The organism is Candidatus Fermentibacter sp. (assembly GCA_030373045.1).
In the GTDB taxonomy this organism is placed as follows: Bacteria; Fermentibacterota; Fermentibacteria; order Fermentibacterales; family Fermentibacteraceae; genus Fermentibacter.
This window is the reverse complement of the sequence record JAUCPW010000023.1, coordinates 13,383-30,739: the sequence shown is the minus strand read 5'-3', so window position 1 is coordinate 30,739 and position 17,357 is coordinate 13,383. Positions and strand designations below refer to the sequence as shown.

17 protein-coding genes are annotated in these 17,357 nt (G+C 68.0%); all 17 read left to right on the top strand.

Translation table 11 applies throughout. The features are described from left to right. The first annotated feature begins 75 nt into the window (after positions 1-75). A complete protein-coding gene (locus tag QUS11_04275; GenBank protein MDM7992506.1) occupies positions 76-1,134 on the top strand; it encodes a hypothetical protein in 1,059 nt (352 codons plus the stop codon). Further along, positions 1,125-2,411: a thymidine phosphorylase gene (locus QUS11_04270; protein MDM7992505.1), complete on the top strand. Its 1,287-nt coding sequence runs from the start codon at positions 1,125-1,127 to the stop codon at positions 2,409-2,411. The genes QUS11_04275 and QUS11_04270 overlap by 10 nt, the downstream gene beginning before the upstream one ends. Beyond that, complete coding sequence (locus QUS11_04265) at positions 2,408-4,132, top strand: GspE/PulE family protein (protein MDM7992504.1); 1,725 nt, start codon at positions 2,408-2,410, stop codon at positions 4,130-4,132. Before QUS11_04270 ends, QUS11_04265 begins: the two co-directional genes overlap by 4 nt. Continuing rightward, positions 4,129-5,463 carry a hypothetical protein gene (locus QUS11_04260; protein MDM7992503.1) on the top strand — a complete coding sequence of 445 codons (1,335 nt, stop codon included), beginning with the start codon at positions 4,129-4,131 and terminating at the stop codon, positions 5,461-5,463. Before QUS11_04265 ends, QUS11_04260 begins: the two co-directional genes overlap by 4 nt. Then, a complete protein-coding gene (locus tag QUS11_04255; protein MDM7992502.1) occupies positions 5,447-7,690 on the top strand; it encodes a PBP1A family penicillin-binding protein in 2,244 nt (747 codons plus the stop codon). The genes QUS11_04260 and QUS11_04255 overlap by 17 nt, the downstream gene beginning before the upstream one ends. Continuing rightward, positions 7,687-8,532 carry a hypothetical protein gene (locus tag QUS11_04250; protein MDM7992501.1) on the top strand — a complete coding sequence of 282 codons (846 nt, stop codon included), beginning with the start codon at positions 7,687-7,689 and terminating at the stop codon, positions 8,530-8,532. The genes QUS11_04255 and QUS11_04250 overlap by 4 nt, the downstream gene beginning before the upstream one ends. Then, positions 8,529-9,500, top strand: coding sequence for a lysylphosphatidylglycerol synthase transmembrane domain-containing protein (locus QUS11_04245; protein MDM7992500.1), 972 nt, complete (start codon positions 8,529-8,531; stop codon positions 9,498-9,500). The genes QUS11_04250 and QUS11_04245 overlap by 4 nt, the downstream gene beginning before the upstream one ends. 4 nt (positions 9,501-9,504) lie before the next feature. Beyond that, positions 9,505-9,810 carry a PqqD family peptide modification chaperone gene (locus QUS11_04240; GenBank protein MDM7992499.1) on the top strand — a complete coding sequence of 102 codons (306 nt, stop codon included), beginning with the start codon at positions 9,505-9,507 and terminating at the stop codon, positions 9,808-9,810. Between the two features lie 10 nt (positions 9,811-9,820). Then, positions 9,821-10,921, top strand: a complete 1,101-nt coding sequence (locus QUS11_04235) for a radical SAM protein (protein MDM7992498.1) — start codon at positions 9,821-9,823, stop codon at positions 10,919-10,921. Beyond that, a complete protein-coding gene (locus QUS11_04230) occupies positions 10,911-11,996 on the top strand; it encodes a radical SAM protein (protein MDM7992497.1) in 1,086 nt (361 codons plus the stop codon). Before QUS11_04235 ends, QUS11_04230 begins: the two co-directional genes overlap by 11 nt. Before the next feature lies 1 nt (position 11,997). After that, entirely contained in the window at positions 11,998-12,261 is a 264-nt protein-coding gene (locus QUS11_04225) for a hypothetical protein (GenBank protein ID MDM7992496.1), read from the top strand. Positions 12,262-12,328: 67 nt separating this feature from the next. After that, positions 12,329-12,580, top strand: a complete 252-nt coding sequence (locus QUS11_04220; GenBank protein ID MDM7992495.1) for a hypothetical protein — start codon at positions 12,329-12,331, stop codon at positions 12,578-12,580. A gap of 22 nt (positions 12,581-12,602) precedes the next feature. Then, entirely contained in the window at positions 12,603-13,616 is a 1,014-nt protein-coding gene (locus tag QUS11_04215) for a hypothetical protein (GenBank protein ID MDM7992494.1), read from the top strand. Further along, positions 13,613-14,200, top strand: coding sequence for a S24/S26 family peptidase (locus QUS11_04210; protein ID MDM7992493.1), 588 nt, complete (start codon positions 13,613-13,615; stop codon positions 14,198-14,200). Before QUS11_04215 ends, QUS11_04210 begins: the two co-directional genes overlap by 4 nt. Beyond that, positions 14,197-15,954: an ABC transporter ATP-binding protein gene (locus QUS11_04205; GenBank protein MDM7992492.1), complete on the top strand. Its 1,758-nt coding sequence runs from the start codon at positions 14,197-14,199 to the stop codon at positions 15,952-15,954. Before QUS11_04210 ends, QUS11_04205 begins: the two co-directional genes overlap by 4 nt. Before the next feature lie 87 nt (positions 15,955-16,041). Further along, the gene (locus tag QUS11_04200; protein MDM7992491.1) at positions 16,042-16,419 is read left to right on the top strand and encodes a hypothetical protein; all 378 of its coding nucleotides are present in this window, start codon (positions 16,042-16,044) and stop codon (positions 16,417-16,419) included. 74 nt (positions 16,420-16,493) lie between these two features. Continuing rightward, positions 16,494-17,321 (top strand): hypothetical protein, encoded by an 828-nt coding sequence (locus QUS11_04195; GenBank protein ID MDM7992490.1) that lies wholly within the window; start codon positions 16,494-16,496, stop codon positions 17,319-17,321. Positions 17,322-17,357 lie beyond the last annotated feature (36 nt).

Sequence of the window (17,357 nt, the reverse complement as noted above, 5' to 3'; positions counted from 1 at the left end):
GCGCGGGCTGTCGCCATGGTGCCGCGCATGTGGTTATGATCGAACCCTGACCGGGCCGGCTGTCGAGGGGGGAACATGGCCGATTCAGGCGCTTACGAGATAAGGCGGGAGGGCAGGGTCTACCGCGCCCCCTCCGTCGAGGTCCTTGTGAAGTGGGCTGCGGAGAGGCGCATCACCGCCGACGACGAGATCAGACCCGCCGGGGACGGCGGATGGTCCCGCGCGGGTGACCATCCCGATCTCGGGAAACTGCTCGATCCCTCCAACTGGTGGACCGTCAGGATGGGCGACGACGCCTATACGGCTCCCGACTTCGAAACCGTCGTGAGATGGACGAGGGAGGGCAGGCTCACCAGCGACGCCGTCATCGAAGGACCGCGGACCCCGCCCGGAGGGGTGCTCGCTCAGGGGCTCCCGAGGCTCTCGCCCTTCCTCAGGCCAGCGGGGGCCGTCGGCGGTGAAACCCCGCCCAGACTCAGGATCGACAGGATCGAATACCACCCCGGTGACATGGAGACGGTGAAGGCCTGGATATCCGAGTCCAGGGTGCCCGTCGACGCCGAGATATCCCTCGCCGGCGGCCCGTGGGAGCCGATCTCCGAGTGCGGAGCCTTCGAGCCGGAGTCGTGGCCGTCGGGCGCCTGGGGCGACCGGACCCCCGACGAACCCGAGTCCGCCGGCCCGGCCGCGCGGTCCGCTCCACCCGAGGCGCCTTCTTCCGAATTTGGCGCCGTGACCGCTCCCGGTCCGGTCCGGGTCGAGCCTGCCCCTCATCCCCAGCCTCTCCGCGCCGAGCCGGCCCCCGGGGGTGCCCGTCCCGGACCCGTGCAGTACAGGATTCTGTCGGGCAGGGGCGAGGTGGTCGCACGGAGCGTGTCCGAGATCCGCTCGCTCCTGAGGAGGAAGAGGATCCATTCCTTCGACGAAGTGCTGGCTCCGGGCCTGCCGGAGGGCAGGGCCAGCGTCGGAGCCGTCCTCGAGGGTGTCGGCCGCGGCAGGCGCAGGGGGCTCCCGGCCTGGGCCGTGTGGGTCCTGGTGGCGGCCGCGCTCGCCCTGGCGTTCTTCGTGATCGATCCCCTCGGTACCGGCTACCTGGGAGCCCTGCTCTCACGGCTCGGAATCCCTTGGAGATAACCCGCCTCCTCGCGCTCAAGAGGGATGGCGGCAGATGCCCCGGGGGCTCTCTCTCGGAGTTCGCCCGCGGGGTGGCCGCCGGTGAGGTGGCGGACTACCAGGCGTCGGCCTTCCTGATGGCCGCCTTCATCCGGGGCCTCGACCGCGACGAGACCGTGGAGCTGACGCTCGGGATACGCGACAGCGGCACCATGCTGTCCTGGCCGGACGATCCGCGCCCCCTGGCCGACAAGCACAGCACGGGCGGCGTGGGGGACAAGATCTCGCTCGTGCTGGCCCCCCTCGCGGCCTCGATGGGGCTGCGCGTGCCCATGATAAGCGGCAGGGGACTGGGGCACACCGGTGGCACTCTGGACAAGCTCGAGTCCATACCGGGCTTCAGGACCCGCCTGGATGTCGGCGAGTTCCAGGAGATCGTCGGCCGCTGCGGGTTCGCCATGTGCGGACAGACAGGCGACCTGGCCCCGGCCGACAGGATCCTGTATTCGCTGCGCGACGCCACTTCGACGGTGGAGTCGATCCCTCTGATATGCGCCAGCATCCTCGGCAAGAAGCTCGCAGAGGGAGCGGACCGCCTCGTGTTCGACGTGAAGGCCGGCAGGGGCGCCTTCATGAAGACGGGCGGGCAGGCCCTGCTCCTGGCGCGGACCCTCGTGGAGGTGGCCGGGGGCTGCGGCACCCGCGCGCGCGCCCTCGTGACCGACATGGACGTGGTTCTGGGGCGTACCGCCGGCAACTCCCTCGAAACGGCCGAGGCCGTCTCCGTCCTGAAGGGCGGAGGCCCGCTCGTGGTGCGCGACCTCGCCGTGAAGCTCACGGCCATGATGCTGGCCGGCGATGCATCCGACGAAGCCTGCATGGCCGGGCTCGAGGCCCGGTGCGCCGCGCGTCTCGACGACTCGTCGGCCTGGAACGCCTTCGTCCGGACAGTGGAGGCGCAGGGCGGGGATCTCTCCGCCTTCGAGTCGCTTCCGCCGGCCCCCGTGATCAGGGAGGTCAGGAGCGACCGCACCGGCTACTGGACAGGCGTGGACGCCGGAGTGGCCGGAGATGTCGTCAGGCGCCTGGGCGGCGGCAGGACCAGGGTCGACGACACCATCCGCCCCGAAGTCGGCTGGGAGCAGGCCGCCGAGTCGGGCTTCCCGGTGGAGGACGGCCAGACCATCGGCTGGATCCATGCCATGACCGAACAGGCCGCCGGATCGGCGGAAGCCGAGCTCCGCGGGGCCTTCATCTGGGACAGGGTCAACAGCAGCCTCGTACTGGAGACCCTGTGAGATCCATACCTAGACTCGACTTCGCGGCCCTTCCCGGGCGGCTCGAGGCGGCCGGGCTCCTCTCGAGGCAGGGCGTGGAGAGGCTTTCGAGGCTCTGGCAGAGCCCCGATCCCTCGCTTCTCGGCATCCTCGTCAGCAGGGGGCTGGTGAGCGAGGAGGCTCTCTACACCTTCCTCTCGCAGCAGTCGGGCATCCCCTTCCGCAACCTCGACCCTCTCGAACTCGACTACGAACTCGTCACCTCCTCCCTCCCCGGAGCGTTCGCCCAGCGGAACCATGCGGTCGTGGTGGGCAGCAACGAGGACAGGCTCATGGTGGCGACGTGCAACTTCACCGATCCCAGGCCCGTCGAGGATCTCCCGCACCTGCTGGGCAAGGAGATCGAGCTCTACATCAGCAGGCCCACCGACATCGCCAAGGTGATCCGGCAGTTCTACGGCCTCCACAGCTCGATCGTCGCCGCCGCCCGCGAGGTGGGGACCATGAGCGACGAGGACGTTGACCTCGGCAACCTGGAGAGGTACGTCTCGAGCGAGACCCCGGGCGGGCTCGAACCGACCGACCGACCCATCGTCAACGCCGTGAACCATCTGCTCCAGTACGCCTTCGAGGAGAGGGCCAGCGACATCCACCTCGAACCGCACAGGGAGCACACCGTCGTGAGGCTGCGGATCGACGGCGTCCTGCACAACGTGTACAGCCTGCCCCGCAAGCTGCACCTCCCTATTCTGTCCAGGGTCAAGATGATAGCTGGCATGAACATAGCCGAGAAGAGAAGGCCCCAGGACGGCAGGATAAGAACCCACTTCGAGGGCAAGCCGGTCGAGATCAGGTCCTCCACCATCCCCGCCGCGTTCGGCGAGAAGGCCGTGCTCAGGATACTCGATCCAGGAATCCTGATGCAGGACCTGTCCGGGCTCGGCTTCGAGGAGGAAGAGAGCGGGAGGTACGGCAGGCTGGTGAAGAGCGCCATGGGGCTGCTCCTCGTCACGGGCCCCACCGGCAGCGGCAAGACCACGACGCTCTACTCCACCCTCACGGCTCTCTCGACCACCGAGAAGAACATCACGACGATAGAGGACCCGATCGAGTTCGTTACGGACGAGTTCAACCAGATAGCGGTGCAGCCCGCGATAGACGTCACCTTCTCCACGGCCCTGCGGCACATACTCAGGCAGGACCCGGACGTGATCATGGTGGGCGAGATACGCGACCAGGAAACCGCCAGGAGCGCGATACGCTGCGCCCTCACGGGGCACCTCGTCCTCAGCACGCTGCACACGAACGACACCGCCTCCTCCGCGGTGAGGCTCCTGGACATGGGCGTCGAGCCGTTCCTCCTGGCGAGCACCCTGATCGGAATCGTCGCCCAGAGGCTGGTCAGGGTGGTCTGCGACGAATGCGCAGAGGTCTGGGAGCCCCCGGCCGCTCTTCTCGCCACGGCAGGCCTCGCCGGGGTCCAGGGCTGCAGCTTCAGGAGGGGCAGGGGCTGCAGGGCCTGCAGGGGCACGGGCTTCAAGGGCAGGACGGCTGTTTTCGAGGTCATGGAGGTCACCGACCGCGTCAGGGACGCCCTGTCCCGCTCGGCGCCGTCGGGCGAGATCAGGAGGCTCGCGGTGGAGGACGGCATGAGGACGCTCCGTTCCAATGCCGCACGCAAGGTCTGTTCAGGAGCTACCACACCGGGGGAGATGATGGCCGTGACGATGGGGCTGGAATGAGTAGGATCCTGTCTCTGACGGCTTTGATCCTGGTTCTCGCCGCCGGCTGCGGAGGCCCGGGGGACGGGCAGGTCGTCGTTCCGGCCGACAGCACCGCAACGATCCCGGCCTCCCCGCTCGAGATCGGTCTCGAGTTCTCGAGGCTGCTGGCCCTGAACGACCCTTCATGCCTCGACCTCCTCGCCCCGGCGCTGAGGGAGGCCTCCGAGTCCGCCGGCGGCGATCCCTGGACGGTCTTCGGCAGATGGAGGGGCTTCGACTCCTCCGGCAGGCTCACCGAGATACTGACCGACAGCACGGGTTCGAGGACCTCCTACTACTGCTCCATCACCAGGATGGAGAGTCCGGCCATCGTCCGCATCGACTTCGTGCTCGGCGAATCCGGCTGGCTCATCGAGGGGTTCGGCGAGGAGATCCCCGGCGAGGTCATCGACTCGCTGAGCGTCGAGCGCACTGCGGGTCTGATCATGTCGAGCCCGGAGACTCGGTTCGAGATGAGGATCGCGAGGCAGCTCCTGGACGGTGCGAGGATCGATTCGATCGCCCACTATTCGTCCGCGTCCGCGGCTGGGGAGCGGGGCACCGGCATCGAGAGCTACATCGGCTCCCTCGACGATGCCGCCTATGCCGAGCTCGCCTGGTGCAACATCCGCAGGGCGGCCGCCATGCAGATCATCCAGGACAGGGCCACGTTCAACCTGTCGTCGGTGCCCGTGGAACTGAGCGGTTTCGTGGCCACCTGGAGGGAGATGGCGTTCCTCTCCAAGGCCGTCATCCGCGATGCCCACGAATCCATGCAGATCCTCCGGACCACCGGGCAGGCCTCTGTCCCCGATTCCACGCTGGACGTCGAGAGGCTCCGGGTCATGACCGCGAACTTCCTGGCCGTGAGCGACCAGGTGGAGAGGCTGGACACCCTGTCGGCGACCTTCCCGGCCATCCTGACGAGCGGTGACGAGGAGCCGCTGGGGCAGCAGATCATCTACCTCGACCCCCACCAGACCGAGCAGCGTTTCGAGAACGAGATAGGCATGACGATCTGGAGGGCCCTCGGGGTGGAGATGAACGGCGACCTGGACCCCGAGAGGGTGGTCTACTTCGCGGGCAACCTGTATCTCTTCGAGGGCACTCCCACGGGGTACCGGATCGTCTTCAGGACATACGAGGACTACGAGAGCGACTATCATCCCGAGTTCTCCTCCAGGCCCGCGGCGGCCGCCGGCTGCAGGGAGGTCACCCTGATCGGGAACTCGGGCGCCTACGAATACGTACTCCGGTACGAGGATGGAACACCAGTGCTCGGGAGGAACCAGCTTGGCTCTGTCGAATAGCGCCCCGGCCGGGAGGGTGCGCGCGATACTCGAATGGACGGCCCTGGTGGCGTCCCTGTGCATCTTCTTCTCGGGCGGCTTCATGTGGAGGGTCTACAACGACTGCAGCACCGCCTTCAGGCAGGCCAGGGGGAACATCCTGGTGGCCGGGCTCCGCGGGCGGGAACCCTCCGCCTCGACCCGGATCTACGACTGCAGGGGCAACGAACTGGCCTGCGCCTTCGTGGAGAACAGGTATCCCGTCGAGATCGACCAGATCAGCCCGTTCGTAGTCCAGGGGCTGATAGCCACCGAGGACAAGGATTTCTACACCCACAACGGGGTCAGCATCCGGGGGCTGGTCCGGGCCGTCTACGTCGATCTGACCACCGGCGCCCGGCACGGCGGCAGCACCATCACGCAGCAGCTCGCCAGGGGGCTGTTCCTCGTTCCCGACCAGACCATCCAGAGGAAGCTCCAGGAGGCCTTCATCGCGATGGAGATCGAGAGGCAGTTCTCCAAGCAGGAGATCCTGGAGATGTACCTCAACCACATCTTCTACGGCCAGGGGGCCTACGGCATCGAGGCCGCCGCCAGGACCTACTTCGACGGGACCACGGCGGCCGAGCTCACGCTGGCTCAGGCCGCGATGCTGGTCGGCATGCCGAGGAACCCGAGCGGCTACAACCCGGTGCGCAATCCCGAGCGCTGCACGACCCGCCGGAACGTCGTCCTCTCGATGATGCGCGAGGACGGATGCATCACCGACGACCAGTACGACCAGGCGTGCGCGTCACCCCTGGGGGTGGACGTGGTGAGGCCCGAGCTGGAGGACCAGTGGGACTACTTCTCGGAGTACGTCAGACAGTACCTGGTCTCCAGATACGGGTGGTCGGCGGTCTACGAACAGGGGCTCGAGGTCTACACCACGCTCGACCCGGACGTGCAGGCGGCTGCCGAATTCGCGATGGACAGCGTCATGGCGCTGAGGGAGCCCCTGTGGGATCCCGCCACGGGTACATACGCGGACGATCCCCAGAGGCTCCGGTACGAGAGCTCCTGGGACTACTGGCAGACCGTCGAGGACACCATCGAGGGCGCCCCGGACTATGTCCAGTGCGCGATAGTCGCAGTCGATCCGAGAACCGGCTACATAAGGGCGATGGTGGGCGGAAGGGACTTCCAGGACAGTGAGTTCAACAGGGCGGTACAGGCCAGGAGGCAGCCCGGCAGCTCCTTCAAGCCGTTCGTCTATGCGGAGGCCGTGGAGCAGGGCTGGTCGCCCGGGAGCGTGGTCCTCGACCAGCCGGTAGTGGTCGACCTCTCCCCCGGCCAGTGGAGGCCGAGGAACTACGACGGCAGCTTCCACGGGATGGTGACCGTGAGGGAGGCCATAGCCCGGTCCTACAACGTGTCGGCCGTCAGGGTCGGCATGGCCGTGGGGATCGAGGCCGTGGCCGCCAGGGCTTCCGCCATGGGGATCGAGAGCGACCTGCCCATAGTCAACTCGCTTCCGCTGGGCAGCTGCATGGTCAGCCCCCTCGAGATGGCGCAGGCATACATTCCGTTCGCAACCGGCGGCATCGCCAGGGATGCCACGGGTATCCTCAGGGTGGTGGACAGGTACGGCAACGTCCTCGAGACCAACGAACAGGCCCCTCAGGGTTCCAGGGTCCTCAGCGAGACCGGCGCCTGGATCATGAACAACCTGCTCCAGAGCGTGGTCAGGGCCGGCACGGCGTCGGGATCGGGCTGGTACTGGGGGGCCGGACCCTACGCCGGCAGGGATGCGGGCGGCAAGACGGGCACCACCAGCGACTACGCCGACGCCTGGTTCATGGGCTTCACCCCCGATCTCGTGGCGTCGGTATGGGTCGGATACGACAACCATGTCGTGAGGATGAGGCTCCAGAGCGGCAGAGGCGAGGCGGGAGGCGACATCGCCGTGCCGATCTGGAGCAGGTTCATGCGCAGGGCCTTCGCAGGGGCCGACGCCTCGTCGGCACCTTCATTCCCTGCCGCCCCCTCGGGCGCGGTGGAACATGCCGTCATCTGCAGGCAGTCGGGCTTCCTGGCCAACGCCGAGTGCGGCGACAAGGCGGTCGACGAGCTCTTCTGGGCCGGCACCCAGCCCACCTCCTACTGCCCCATTCATACCGCGCTGTCCCCGTTCGCCTCGGACACCACCATCCCCGACTTCACCCAGTTCGACACCTCGCGCGGCGGATCCGGGGGCAGACCGAGATGACGAACTACATCCTCGCGGCTCTGGGCGCACTCGTCCTCCTCACCCTCGCGGGCTTCATCCTCATGAGGACGCCGGTCTGGAAGAGCATCCAGCTCCGGAGGGCGGCCGTCCTGGCCGCCTCGGGACGCGTCGAGGATATGATCCGGATGCTCCGGAGGAATCGCGACAGGAAGTCGGTGAAGGACCCGCTGACCAATGCGCTCGTCTACTTCCTCATCAGGGCGGGCAGGTTCGACGAGGCCGAGGACACCGTGGCCGAGGCCGTCCAGAAGGGCGACACCAGCGGGACGGCCCTGGGCCAGCTCGGACTGATCGAGTCGGGGCGCGGTAATGCCGCGCAGGCCGAGCAGTACTACAGGAAGGCGCTCGAGAGGGAGCCCGCGCTCGCGGCCAGCCTGGGCGTCAACCTGGCGGGTCTGCTGATCGAGAAGCGCGAGGAGCCCGGCCTCGACGAGGCCGGCAGGCTGCTGCAGGAAGCCCTCGAGATCCGCACCGGAGCCGCCAGGAGCGGGGTGCACATCAACCTCTCGCTCCTCGGGCTGGCCAGGAACCAGCCCCGCGATGCCCTCGTCCACGCCATGACCGCATATGAACTCATGCCGTCCGGAGACCATTCCAGGGGTTCGAGGGCCCAGGCTCTCGCCCTGGCCGCCAGGGCGAGCAGCCTCCTGGGAGAGGCCGGGGAGGCCCTCGACCTCTCGAAGAAGGCCCTCTCGCTCCTCGACGGGCTCGCCGGTTTCGAGAAGCTGCACGCCGAGATAGAGGGGATGCTCCCCGGGCTTTCGGGCAAGGGCGGGGCCGGTGCAGAACCCGCGCCCGGATCGGGGTCCGCGGTTCCTTGAAGCGCGCCCTCCTGACCGTCTTCGCCGCACTCCTGGTCTACACGGCCCTGGTGCTGCTCTCGGACGCCCCGCAGTTCTCGAGCGCCATCTCCGCGTTCGATCCCCGCTGGCTACCCGCGGTGCTCGGGCTGCCCCTGGTCAACTACGCCCTGAGATTCCTGAAGTGGCAGTACTTTCTCGGCAGGACAGGCGTCCGCCTGCCTGTGGGGAGGAGCCTCCTGGTGTTCCTCGCGGGCTTCTCGATGACGGTTTCTCCGGGGAAGCTCGGCGAGGTCCTGAAGTCATGCCTCCTTCGCGACGGGGAGGGGATACCCGTCGAGCTCACCTCGCCCGTTGTCGTGGCCGAGAGGATCACCGACCTGATGAGCATGGTTCTCCTTGCCGTCATCGGAGCCATCCTGACGGGCGGGGCCGGAGTGCTGCCCGTGGTCGCGGCAGGCATCGCCGCGAGCGCGGCCGGGGTGGCGCTGGTCTCCTCCCGCCGGCTCTTCGACGTGCTCTCGGGGCTCCTCCGCAGGATCCGCTTCTTCGCCTCGCGCCGCGGAGCCCTCGAGACCTTCAGGGGGACCTGCGCGGGGCTCCTCGACACGCGGAGCCTGCTGATCACCGTTCCGCTGGGGGTGGCCTCCTGGGGGGCGGAGGCATTCGTGCTCCAGGCGGCTGCCGCCGCTCTCGGGATGCCGCTGGCCCCCGGGCTCGCCATCCTGTCCCATTCGGCCGGCACGATAGCCGGTGCGGTTTCGATGATACCCGGAGGGCTCGGGCTCACCGAGCTGACCATCGGCGGCCTGCTCGGCCCTGCGCTGGGCAGGGCCGGGGCGGCGGCGGTCACGATCGTCATGAGGTTCGCGACCCTGTGGTTCGCCGTGGCCGTGGGACTGGCCGCGCTCGCCGTCGAACGGGCGAGGTCGCGCAGGGGCGGAACCGTCGGGCGGGCGGGTTGTTCTCAAGAGAGCACGCGGAGGTGATGGCATGACCGAGGATCGATCCCTGCCCGGAACCGGCGGGCTGCTCCACCGGAATCCCGACGTGGTCCTGCGCGAGGAGGACGAGGACGGCGCCCTCCTGTTCAACCCCGACACTAGCGAGGTGCGGGTCCTGAACGCCACCGGGCTCTTCGTCTGGAGGATGTGCGACGGTGTCTCGGAGGACGACCTGGTTTCGGCCCTCTCCGAGGCCTTCGACTCCGTTCCCCCAGGGCGTGTCAGGGAGGACGTGGACAGGTTCGTATGCGACCTTCTCTCCTCGGGATTCATGGGAAGGGTCCCGGGGGGCTGAGAAGGGCGGCATGAAGGCACTCAGGACCCCCGCATCGGCCGACCTCGCCCTCACGGGCAGGTGCAACCTGCGCTGCGCCTATTGCTTCTATGCCGACGAGATGAACTGGCGTTCCGACCTCTCGACCGCCGGATGGCTCCATATCGTCGACGTCCTGCGCAGCCTGTCGGTGATGAGGGTCTGCCTCACGGGGGGCGAGGTATTCACCAGGCCCGACCTGTTCGAGATCATCGACGCCGTGCTGGGCGCCGGGATGCGATACACGATCCTCACCAACGGAACCCTGGTGGACGAGGCTGCGATCCGCGCCCTGGACACCGGTCGAAGGCGCCTGAGGATGGATTCGATACAGGTCTCCATCGACGGCCCTGACGCACTCGTCCACGACTCCATGCGCCCGGACAGCTTCGACCGGGCCGTGCACGGCACGAGGCTGCTGAAGGAGGCGGGGTTCCCGGTGAATGCCAGGATGACGCTGTCCCGTTCGAACCTCGAGAGCATCGAGCGCACCGCCTCGTTCATCCTCGGGGACCTGGGGCTGGACTGGTTCAGCACAAACGAATCCTTCAGGATGGGTGCGGGATGCGACGGAAGCTGGGGAGGCCTCTCCAACGCCGAGCGCCTCGGAGCCATGCGGGTCTTCGAGAGGCTTTCGTCGGTATGGCCCGGCAGGATAAGGTCGCAGGCCGGCCCGCAGGCCAAGATGCTGGCCTACTCGCAGATGGAGCGAGCCAGGGCCACCGGGGCGAAGCCCCGGTCGTGGGTGATGGGTTCGCTCACAGGGTGCGGCTGCGTCTTCGACAGGACCGGCATAATGCACGACGGAACCATCGTGCCGTGCCACGTCCTGCACAGGCTGGCGCTCGGGAACGCCCTGACCGACTCCCTCGCCGACATCTGGAGGGACCATCCCGTGCTCACCGCCCTTCGTGAGAGGCGCAGGAAGCCCATGAGCTCCCTGCCGGGCTGCTCCGCCTGCGAATGGGCGCCATACTGCAACGGGAGCTGCCCCGGCATAGCCCTGGAGGAGACCGGCAGCTACGACATGCCGAACCCCGAGGACTGCTACGCCAGGTTCGTCTCCGAAACGGGGGTCAGGATTGCCTTCTGAAGCCCCCCCGCTCAGGACCTTCTATCTCTACGTGTCGGGCGGGTGCAACCTCAACTGCCGGCATTGCTGGATCTCCCCGGAGTTCGATCCCGGAGCCTCCCGATCGAGCTTCCTGGATCTGTCCGTCCTCGAGAAGGCCATCGGGGAAGCACTTCCCCTGGGTCTCCGGTCGGTCAAGCTGACCGGAGGCGAACCCATGCTTCATCCCGGCTTCGCGGAGATGGTGCGGCTCGTTGCAGACCGCGGCCTCACGATGCACATGGAGACCAACGGGACCCTGGTCGATCCCTCCTCCGCCAGGATGATGAGGGAGACCGGCCTCTTCAGGACGATCTCCGTCAGCCTCGACGGCGCCTCTCCGGCGACGCACGACGCGATGCGCAGGGTTCAGGGATCCTTCGGCATGGCCCTGGAGGGCATCCGCATCCTCGTGTCGGAGGGATTCCGCCCGCAGGTCATCTGCACTCTGCACGAAGGGAACACCGCCGAGGCCCTTCCCCTTGTGTCCCTCGCGAGGAGCATGGGCTGCGGCTCGGTGAAGTTCAACAACGTGCAGGTCGTCGGCCGGGGGAGCGACATGCCCGGGCGCCTGTCGATCCGGGCGCTCATCGACCTCCATTCCGCGATACGCGCCGGTGCTGCCTGCGGCCCTGATTCCCGCTTCCGCGTCGTCTTCGACATCCCCCCGGCCTTCAGGCCCGTCGGCGAACTGCTCGAGGGAGGCGCAGTGGCATGCCGCATACTGAACATCCTGGGCATCCTCTCGGGGGGCGAGCTCGCCATGTGCGGGATCGGGACGGCCTATCCCGAACTCGTCTACGGCAGGCTTCCCGGATCGGACGTGCGCGAGGTGTGGGAGACGTCCCCCGGGCTCCGGGAACTCCGTTCCGTCCTGCCGGGTTCCCTTTCTGCGCCGTGTTCCGGATGCATCCACAGGAACGCCTGCATGGGCGTCTGCGCTGCAGGGAACTATCATAGGACGGGAAGGCTCGATTCCTCCTACTGGTTCTGCGAGGAGGCCTCGGAGGCGGGGCTGTTCCCCGCATCGCGGCTCGCAGGGACACCCCGGAGGTGACGTGACGGCTGGAGGGTGCGGAGCGAGGAACTACGAGGCACCGCTGGCTCTAGACCTGTCGGGGGTGGTAGCCGAGGGGAGCCAGGTCGTGGGGATCTGCTCGACCGGCAACGCGCTGGTCGGTCAGGTGACCTGCGTGAGCGGCAGCTCCCCCGAGGTGGCGCACGTGAGGCCCTGCGCCCCGGTCGGCCTGTCGCCCGAGCTCGCGGGATGCGAGACCGGGACGGGGGCCTACAACGACTGCATCTCCGGTTCGAAGTTCTGAATCAGGAGCGGGTCACTTTTCAGGGACGCCCCGCATCCCTATGATCGGGGATGCAGTGGAGGTCAGAATGGTTGCTTTCAGACCATCATACGAACCACCGATAGCCATGGATCTCTCGGGCCGCACGGCCGAGGGCCAGAACCGCGGGACATGCATGAACGGCACGGGCCTCATCAGCTCGGTCACGTGCGTAACGGGAATCGCGCCCGAGTCCGGTGATCCCGACTCCTGCAGACCCACGGGCCTCGACCCGGAGTACGGCGGTTGCGACTACGGCCACAGGGCCGCCAACAACTGCATTTCCGGAACGTCCTTCTAGCCCTTCCGGACGCCCCTCCGCCATGACGGGTCCGGAGGTGTCGCTCCACCGCATCGGGCCGTTCGGCTTCCTCACGTCGTCCGACATCCCGCTTCCCGCTCTGGCCGACCCCCGGATCGGGCGATGCCTCGTCCCGCCTTCCTGCCTCGATGCGCGACCCGATGTACGGTACCGCATTTCCGAGATCCCCGACGGTGAAGCGGAGGATTCCGGAGCCGGACTCAGGCTCGTCCGGGCCCTCGCGCGCTGCCACAGCCCCGCGAGGATAAGCGGCGGCTCCCAGCTCCTGCCGCTCCTTCTGCCTCCCGGCTGCGCCGTCCCTCCCGACCGCGGCGACTGGATGCGCATCGCGAGGTCCGGGAGGGTCCTCGCGGAGATAGAGAGTGCCGTGGACGGGGCCTCGGACCCCTCCTCGGTTTCGGTCCTCGCCCATTCCCTGACCGTCGAGATCAGGGACTTCGAGAGGCTCTCGGCGAGCGTCTTCGTGTCGGGGGGGCTGGGGGACGCCCTTTCGACTCCGGCCGCCTTCTATTCCCTAAGGAAGCTCTTCTCGCTGTTCCTGCCCTCCCTGGGGGCGTTCATGGTCCACTCCGCAGGCATCTCCCTGGGATGCGGAACCCTGCTTCTCGCCGCCCCCGACTCGGGGGGCAAGTCCACGGCCTCCGGCCTGGCTCCGCGCGGCTCGGTCCTGGGCGACGACAGGATGCTCGTCGTCGGTTCCGGCGACGGGTTCACCGTTTATCCCACCCCTTGGAACGAGTTGTCCGAACACGCCGGATGCGGGCGCGCGGCAGGGGTGTTCGTCCTCGAGAAATCCGACTCCTTCGGGATAGGGCGGATCGATCCCAGGGAGGCCTTCGCGTTCCTCTGGCAGGACAACAGGACCTATTTCGAGGACCTGCCGTCCCCGGTGAGGGATGCTGCCTTCGATTCGATGCTCCGTCTCTGCAGGTCGTTGCCCTGCGGGAGGATCGGGTTCACGAGGGAGGCGCTGGACTGGGACGTGGTGGAGTCGTTCGTGCTGGGAGCACGATGAGGACGCTCTTCTACACCGGAAGCAGCATGTACCCGCTGCTCAGGCGGGGCGACGTCCTCCTGTGCCTGGAAACGGACATCGGGAGGGTCGGCAGGGGGGATCTGGTAGTCTTCACCCCCCGGGGAGGGGAAGGGCTGGTCGTGCACAGGGTGGTCCGCATGCTCGAGGACGGCAGGCTGGTGACCAGGGGCGACCGCTGTCCCACCGAGGACCCCGTCCCCGTCGACGCAGCATCCTTCGCATGCCTCGCGAGGGGCAGGGTGCGCGGGTACGGTAGGCGGGTGCCGCTTCCCGGCGGAACAGCCGGATTCGCACAGGCCGCCCTGTACCGGGCATGGGCGTCCCTGCGGAGAACCTGCGCCCGGCGGCTGCCTGCCGCGCCTGCGGTCCTGAGATCGCTGGCGGCGGCCCTCTGGCGGCCCGGGATAGGAGAGGTCAGGCTGGAGGGCCCGCACGGGCCCGAGACCAGGTACGTGCACCGCGGGCGCACCGTCGCCCGATGGATCCCCGGCCTGGGCGTGTTCCACTGCCGCAGGCTCTATTCGCTCGTGATCGACCCCCCAGGGGGGGATGGCCGCGGATGATAACCCGGATGATCTCCGAAGCGCTCTCCGGCTTCCGCAGGGAACGGCCTCCAGACCCTCTGGGACCCGCCGGGCGGAAGTCCGGGATCAGGGACGCGGTGCGCCTCGTCCTGCCCTATGCCAGGGTCCGCGCCAGGGACGGCGTGACCGCGCTGACCGCGACCATCGCCTCGATCGGACTCGGATACGCGGTGCCGTTCGTGACCAGGAGCGTGGTGGACGACTCGATCTCGGCCGGGGACGCCTCGCTGCTGCCGGCCAGGCTGGCGCTCCTGGCCGGGCTCGGCCTGCTCCTCCTGATCGCAGGCGCACTCGAGCAGTACGCCACGGCCCGCTTCTCGGGGGCCGCCACCGCGGACATGCAGGGCGACCTCCTCGGCAGGGCCATGTCCCTGCCCGTAAGGCTCTTCGGCGAGGAGAGGACCGGATACCTCATGTCCCGCGTCACGACCGACATACAGGGCGTCTCCTGGTTCCTCTCGGGCGCATCGGTCCATCTCGCCGCATCCGTCGTCAGGCTGGCGGCAGGCGTGGCCCTCATGCTGTCCATGGAGTGGCGCCTGGGCCTCCTGTGCCTCCCGTTCCTCGCCGCCATGCTGCTGGCGGCCGGCGCCATGTCGCGCCGTCTGCGCAACCTCGGCCTCCATTCGATGGAGGAGGGGGCCAGGGTCTCCAGGGACCTCCAGGAGGTCCTCGCGGCGGGCACCGTCGTCAGAGCCTTCGCCGCGGAGGAACGCATGTCCGGCAGGGTCAGGGAGGGCCTCGGGAGGATGCTGGGCCTGATGATGGAGAGAACGGCTTCGGGGACCGCCGCAGGGCTGCTCCTGGATCTCGTGCCCGGAGCGGTCCGGCTCTGCGCCGCCGGCGCGGGGGCCTACCTCGTGATAGGCGGGTCGATGACCCTCGGCTCGCTGCTCGCCTTCCTGTCCTTCCTGGGGTCGACCCTCGGTCCTGCCCGCCGGCTCTCTTCGTTCACGACCCAGATACCCCAGTCCCTCGCCGCGGTCGACAGGGTGACGGCCCTGACCGCCCCCCCGGGGGAGGAGGGCGGATCCAGGATGGTGGACCGGCTGTCGGGGGAGGTGGAGTTCAGGGACGTCTCCTTCGGCTATTCCCCTGACGAGCCCGTGCTCTCGGGAATCTCCTTCAGGATCCCGCCCGGCGGGACGATGGCGGTCACAGGGGCCAGCGGCGAGGGCAAGACGACCCTGCTGATGCTCCTGCTCGGTTTCTACAGGCCGGATTCGGGCTCGATACTCCTCGACGGCATCCCGCTCGACGAGTACGACCGGCGCTCCGTGAGGGCCAGGATGGGCTTCGTGCCCCAGGAGGCCTCGGTCCTCTCGGGCACGATACTGGAGAACCTCAGGCTCGGCGCTCCCTCTGCGACCCCGGAGCAGGCGCTCTCGGCCTGCGGCGATGCGGGGGCCGACTTCGCATCCACGCCTTCCGACCTGGACAGGATGCTCGGCGAAGGCGGCTTCGGCCTCTCACTCGGCCAGAGGCAGAGGCTCGCCATCGCGCGGGCCCTTGTCGGCAACCCGGACATCCTCCTGTTCGACGAGCCCACATCGGCACTGGACGCCTCTTCCGAGAAGGCCCTTCTCTCCACGCTGCCCCGGGCGATCGGGGCCAGGACGGCGATCATCGTGACCCACAGCCCGGCCGTCCTGGAACTCTCCGGCTCCAGGCTGGTAATTGAAGGCAGCCGCGGGGAGTTCATGCACACGGGCCGCGCCTGCGGGCGGCGATGAACCGGCCTGCCGCGGCGCGAAGCGACTATGGCGCAGGGACCGGGGGGCCGTTATGTTCGTTCCGGACAGCCTGAGGAGGTCTTCCTGATGAGAGCGCTTCTCCTGACACTCGCCGCATTCCAGGCATGCTCGGCCCTGGGGCTCGATCCGGGCCGGTTCGACCTCTTCGGAAACGACTCGCCGCTTCTCAGGCCGGATTTCTCGAGCTCGATGAGCTTCTCCTTCACGAGCGGGGGAGGGTATTCCTACGGAACCGGCACCTATGTCGGCTCCATGGGCTTCCTTCTGCACCCGAACGTCACCGCCGAAGTCGATCTCGGCTATTCCAGACTGCTCGACTTCCACGGCCCCGATACCGGGTACTATCTCGGAGGGGTCGGGCTCGACTGGAAACCCAGCGAGAACTTCCTCCTCCAGGTCCACATGAGCGGCGCCTTCGAGGGCGACGCTCTGGAAGGCAACTGAACCCCTTCCCGGCAACGGTCCTGGCAGCCGCGCTCCTGGGCTCGTCCGGCGATTCGCTCATGCACCTCGGACGCGTGGCGGAAGCGATCCCTGCGCTCCGGGCCGAAACCGCCGAGCACCCCCGGGACCCCTGGATCCGATGGCGCCTCGCCAGGGCGTACAACCTGATGGAGATGCCCGACAGCGCCTGCGTTCATGCCCTCGCGGCATGGAGGATGGAGCCGGACGAGGAGCTGTTCCTCGCGGAGTACTTCAAGGCCCTGAGGCGTTCCGGGAGGCAGCAGGAGGTGCTCGAGCTGGCCGGACTGCTCAGGAACGGCGGTTCCGCGCGCTACCATGCCGCAGCCTGCGGCCACGAAGAGTCGCTCCGGTACCTGCGCGACAGCTCCCTGTCTCCTGACGACTCCACCGCGGCCGACGCCTGCTGCTGGCTCTCCGTCCTGGAGAGTGCAGAAGGAGCGGGGGACAGGTCGCTCGAGCTCCTCAGGCGATGCGTGGAACTCGCTCCGGATGAGGGCTTCTACAGGTCCATGCTGGTGGAGGAGCTCTGCGGGGCGGGGCTTCTGGAAGAGGCCTCGGCCAACCTCCTGGAGATCAGGCGCGCGAGATGGTTCGAGCCGGGATACTGGGATGCCTGCGCCTCGGTAGCCTTCCTGGAGGGCGATCAGGAGAGGCGCCTCTGGGCGCTCAGGAGGTCCGTGGAGGCGCTCACGACGCCGGATGCGCTCAGGTCGCTGGGATGGGGGCTCGTGTCCGCCGCCCGGTCCGACATGAGGAACGGGCGGCTCGAGCTTGCCTCCCAGCGGCTCTCGGAGGCGGTGCGGCTCGGGGGGTCCTCGGAGGAGTTCGTCAGGGTGTCGGATTCGCTCCTCACTATGACGAGGCAGTACGAATACGAGTAGGAGGCTCTGGGCGGTCCTTGCAGCGCTGCTCGCCCT

What these genes read in the sequence shown, in the direction of transcription:
- QUS11_04205 (MDM7992492.1), top strand. Translation starts at nt 14,197, where the DNA reads ATGATAACCCGGATGATCTCCGAAGCGCTCTCCGGCTTCCGCAGGGAA.
- QUS11_04240 (MDM7992499.1), top strand. Translation starts at nt 9,505, where the DNA reads ATGACCGAGGATCGATCCCTGCCCGGAACCGGCGGGCTGCTCCACCGG.
- QUS11_04275 (MDM7992506.1), top strand. Translation starts at nt 76, where the DNA reads ATGGCCGATTCAGGCGCTTACGAGATAAGGCGGGAGGGCAGGGTCTAC.
- QUS11_04210 (MDM7992493.1), top strand. Translation starts at nt 13,613, where the DNA reads ATGAGGACGCTCTTCTACACCGGAAGCAGCATGTACCCGCTGCTCAGG.
- QUS11_04220 (MDM7992495.1), top strand. Translation starts at nt 12,329, where the DNA reads ATGGTTGCTTTCAGACCATCATACGAACCACCGATAGCCATGGATCTC.
- QUS11_04235 (MDM7992498.1), top strand. Translation starts at nt 9,821, where the DNA reads ATGAAGGCACTCAGGACCCCCGCATCGGCCGACCTCGCCCTCACGGGC.
- QUS11_04215 (MDM7992494.1), top strand. Translation starts at nt 12,603, where the DNA reads ATGACGGGTCCGGAGGTGTCGCTCCACCGCATCGGGCCGTTCGGCTTC.
- QUS11_04200 (MDM7992491.1), top strand. Translation starts at nt 16,042, where the DNA reads ATGAGAGCGCTTCTCCTGACACTCGCCGCATTCCAGGCATGCTCGGCC.
- QUS11_04250 (MDM7992501.1), top strand. Translation starts at nt 7,687, where the DNA reads ATGACGAACTACATCCTCGCGGCTCTGGGCGCACTCGTCCTCCTCACC.
- QUS11_04260 (MDM7992503.1), top strand. Translation starts at nt 4,129, where the DNA reads ATGAGTAGGATCCTGTCTCTGACGGCTTTGATCCTGGTTCTCGCCGCC.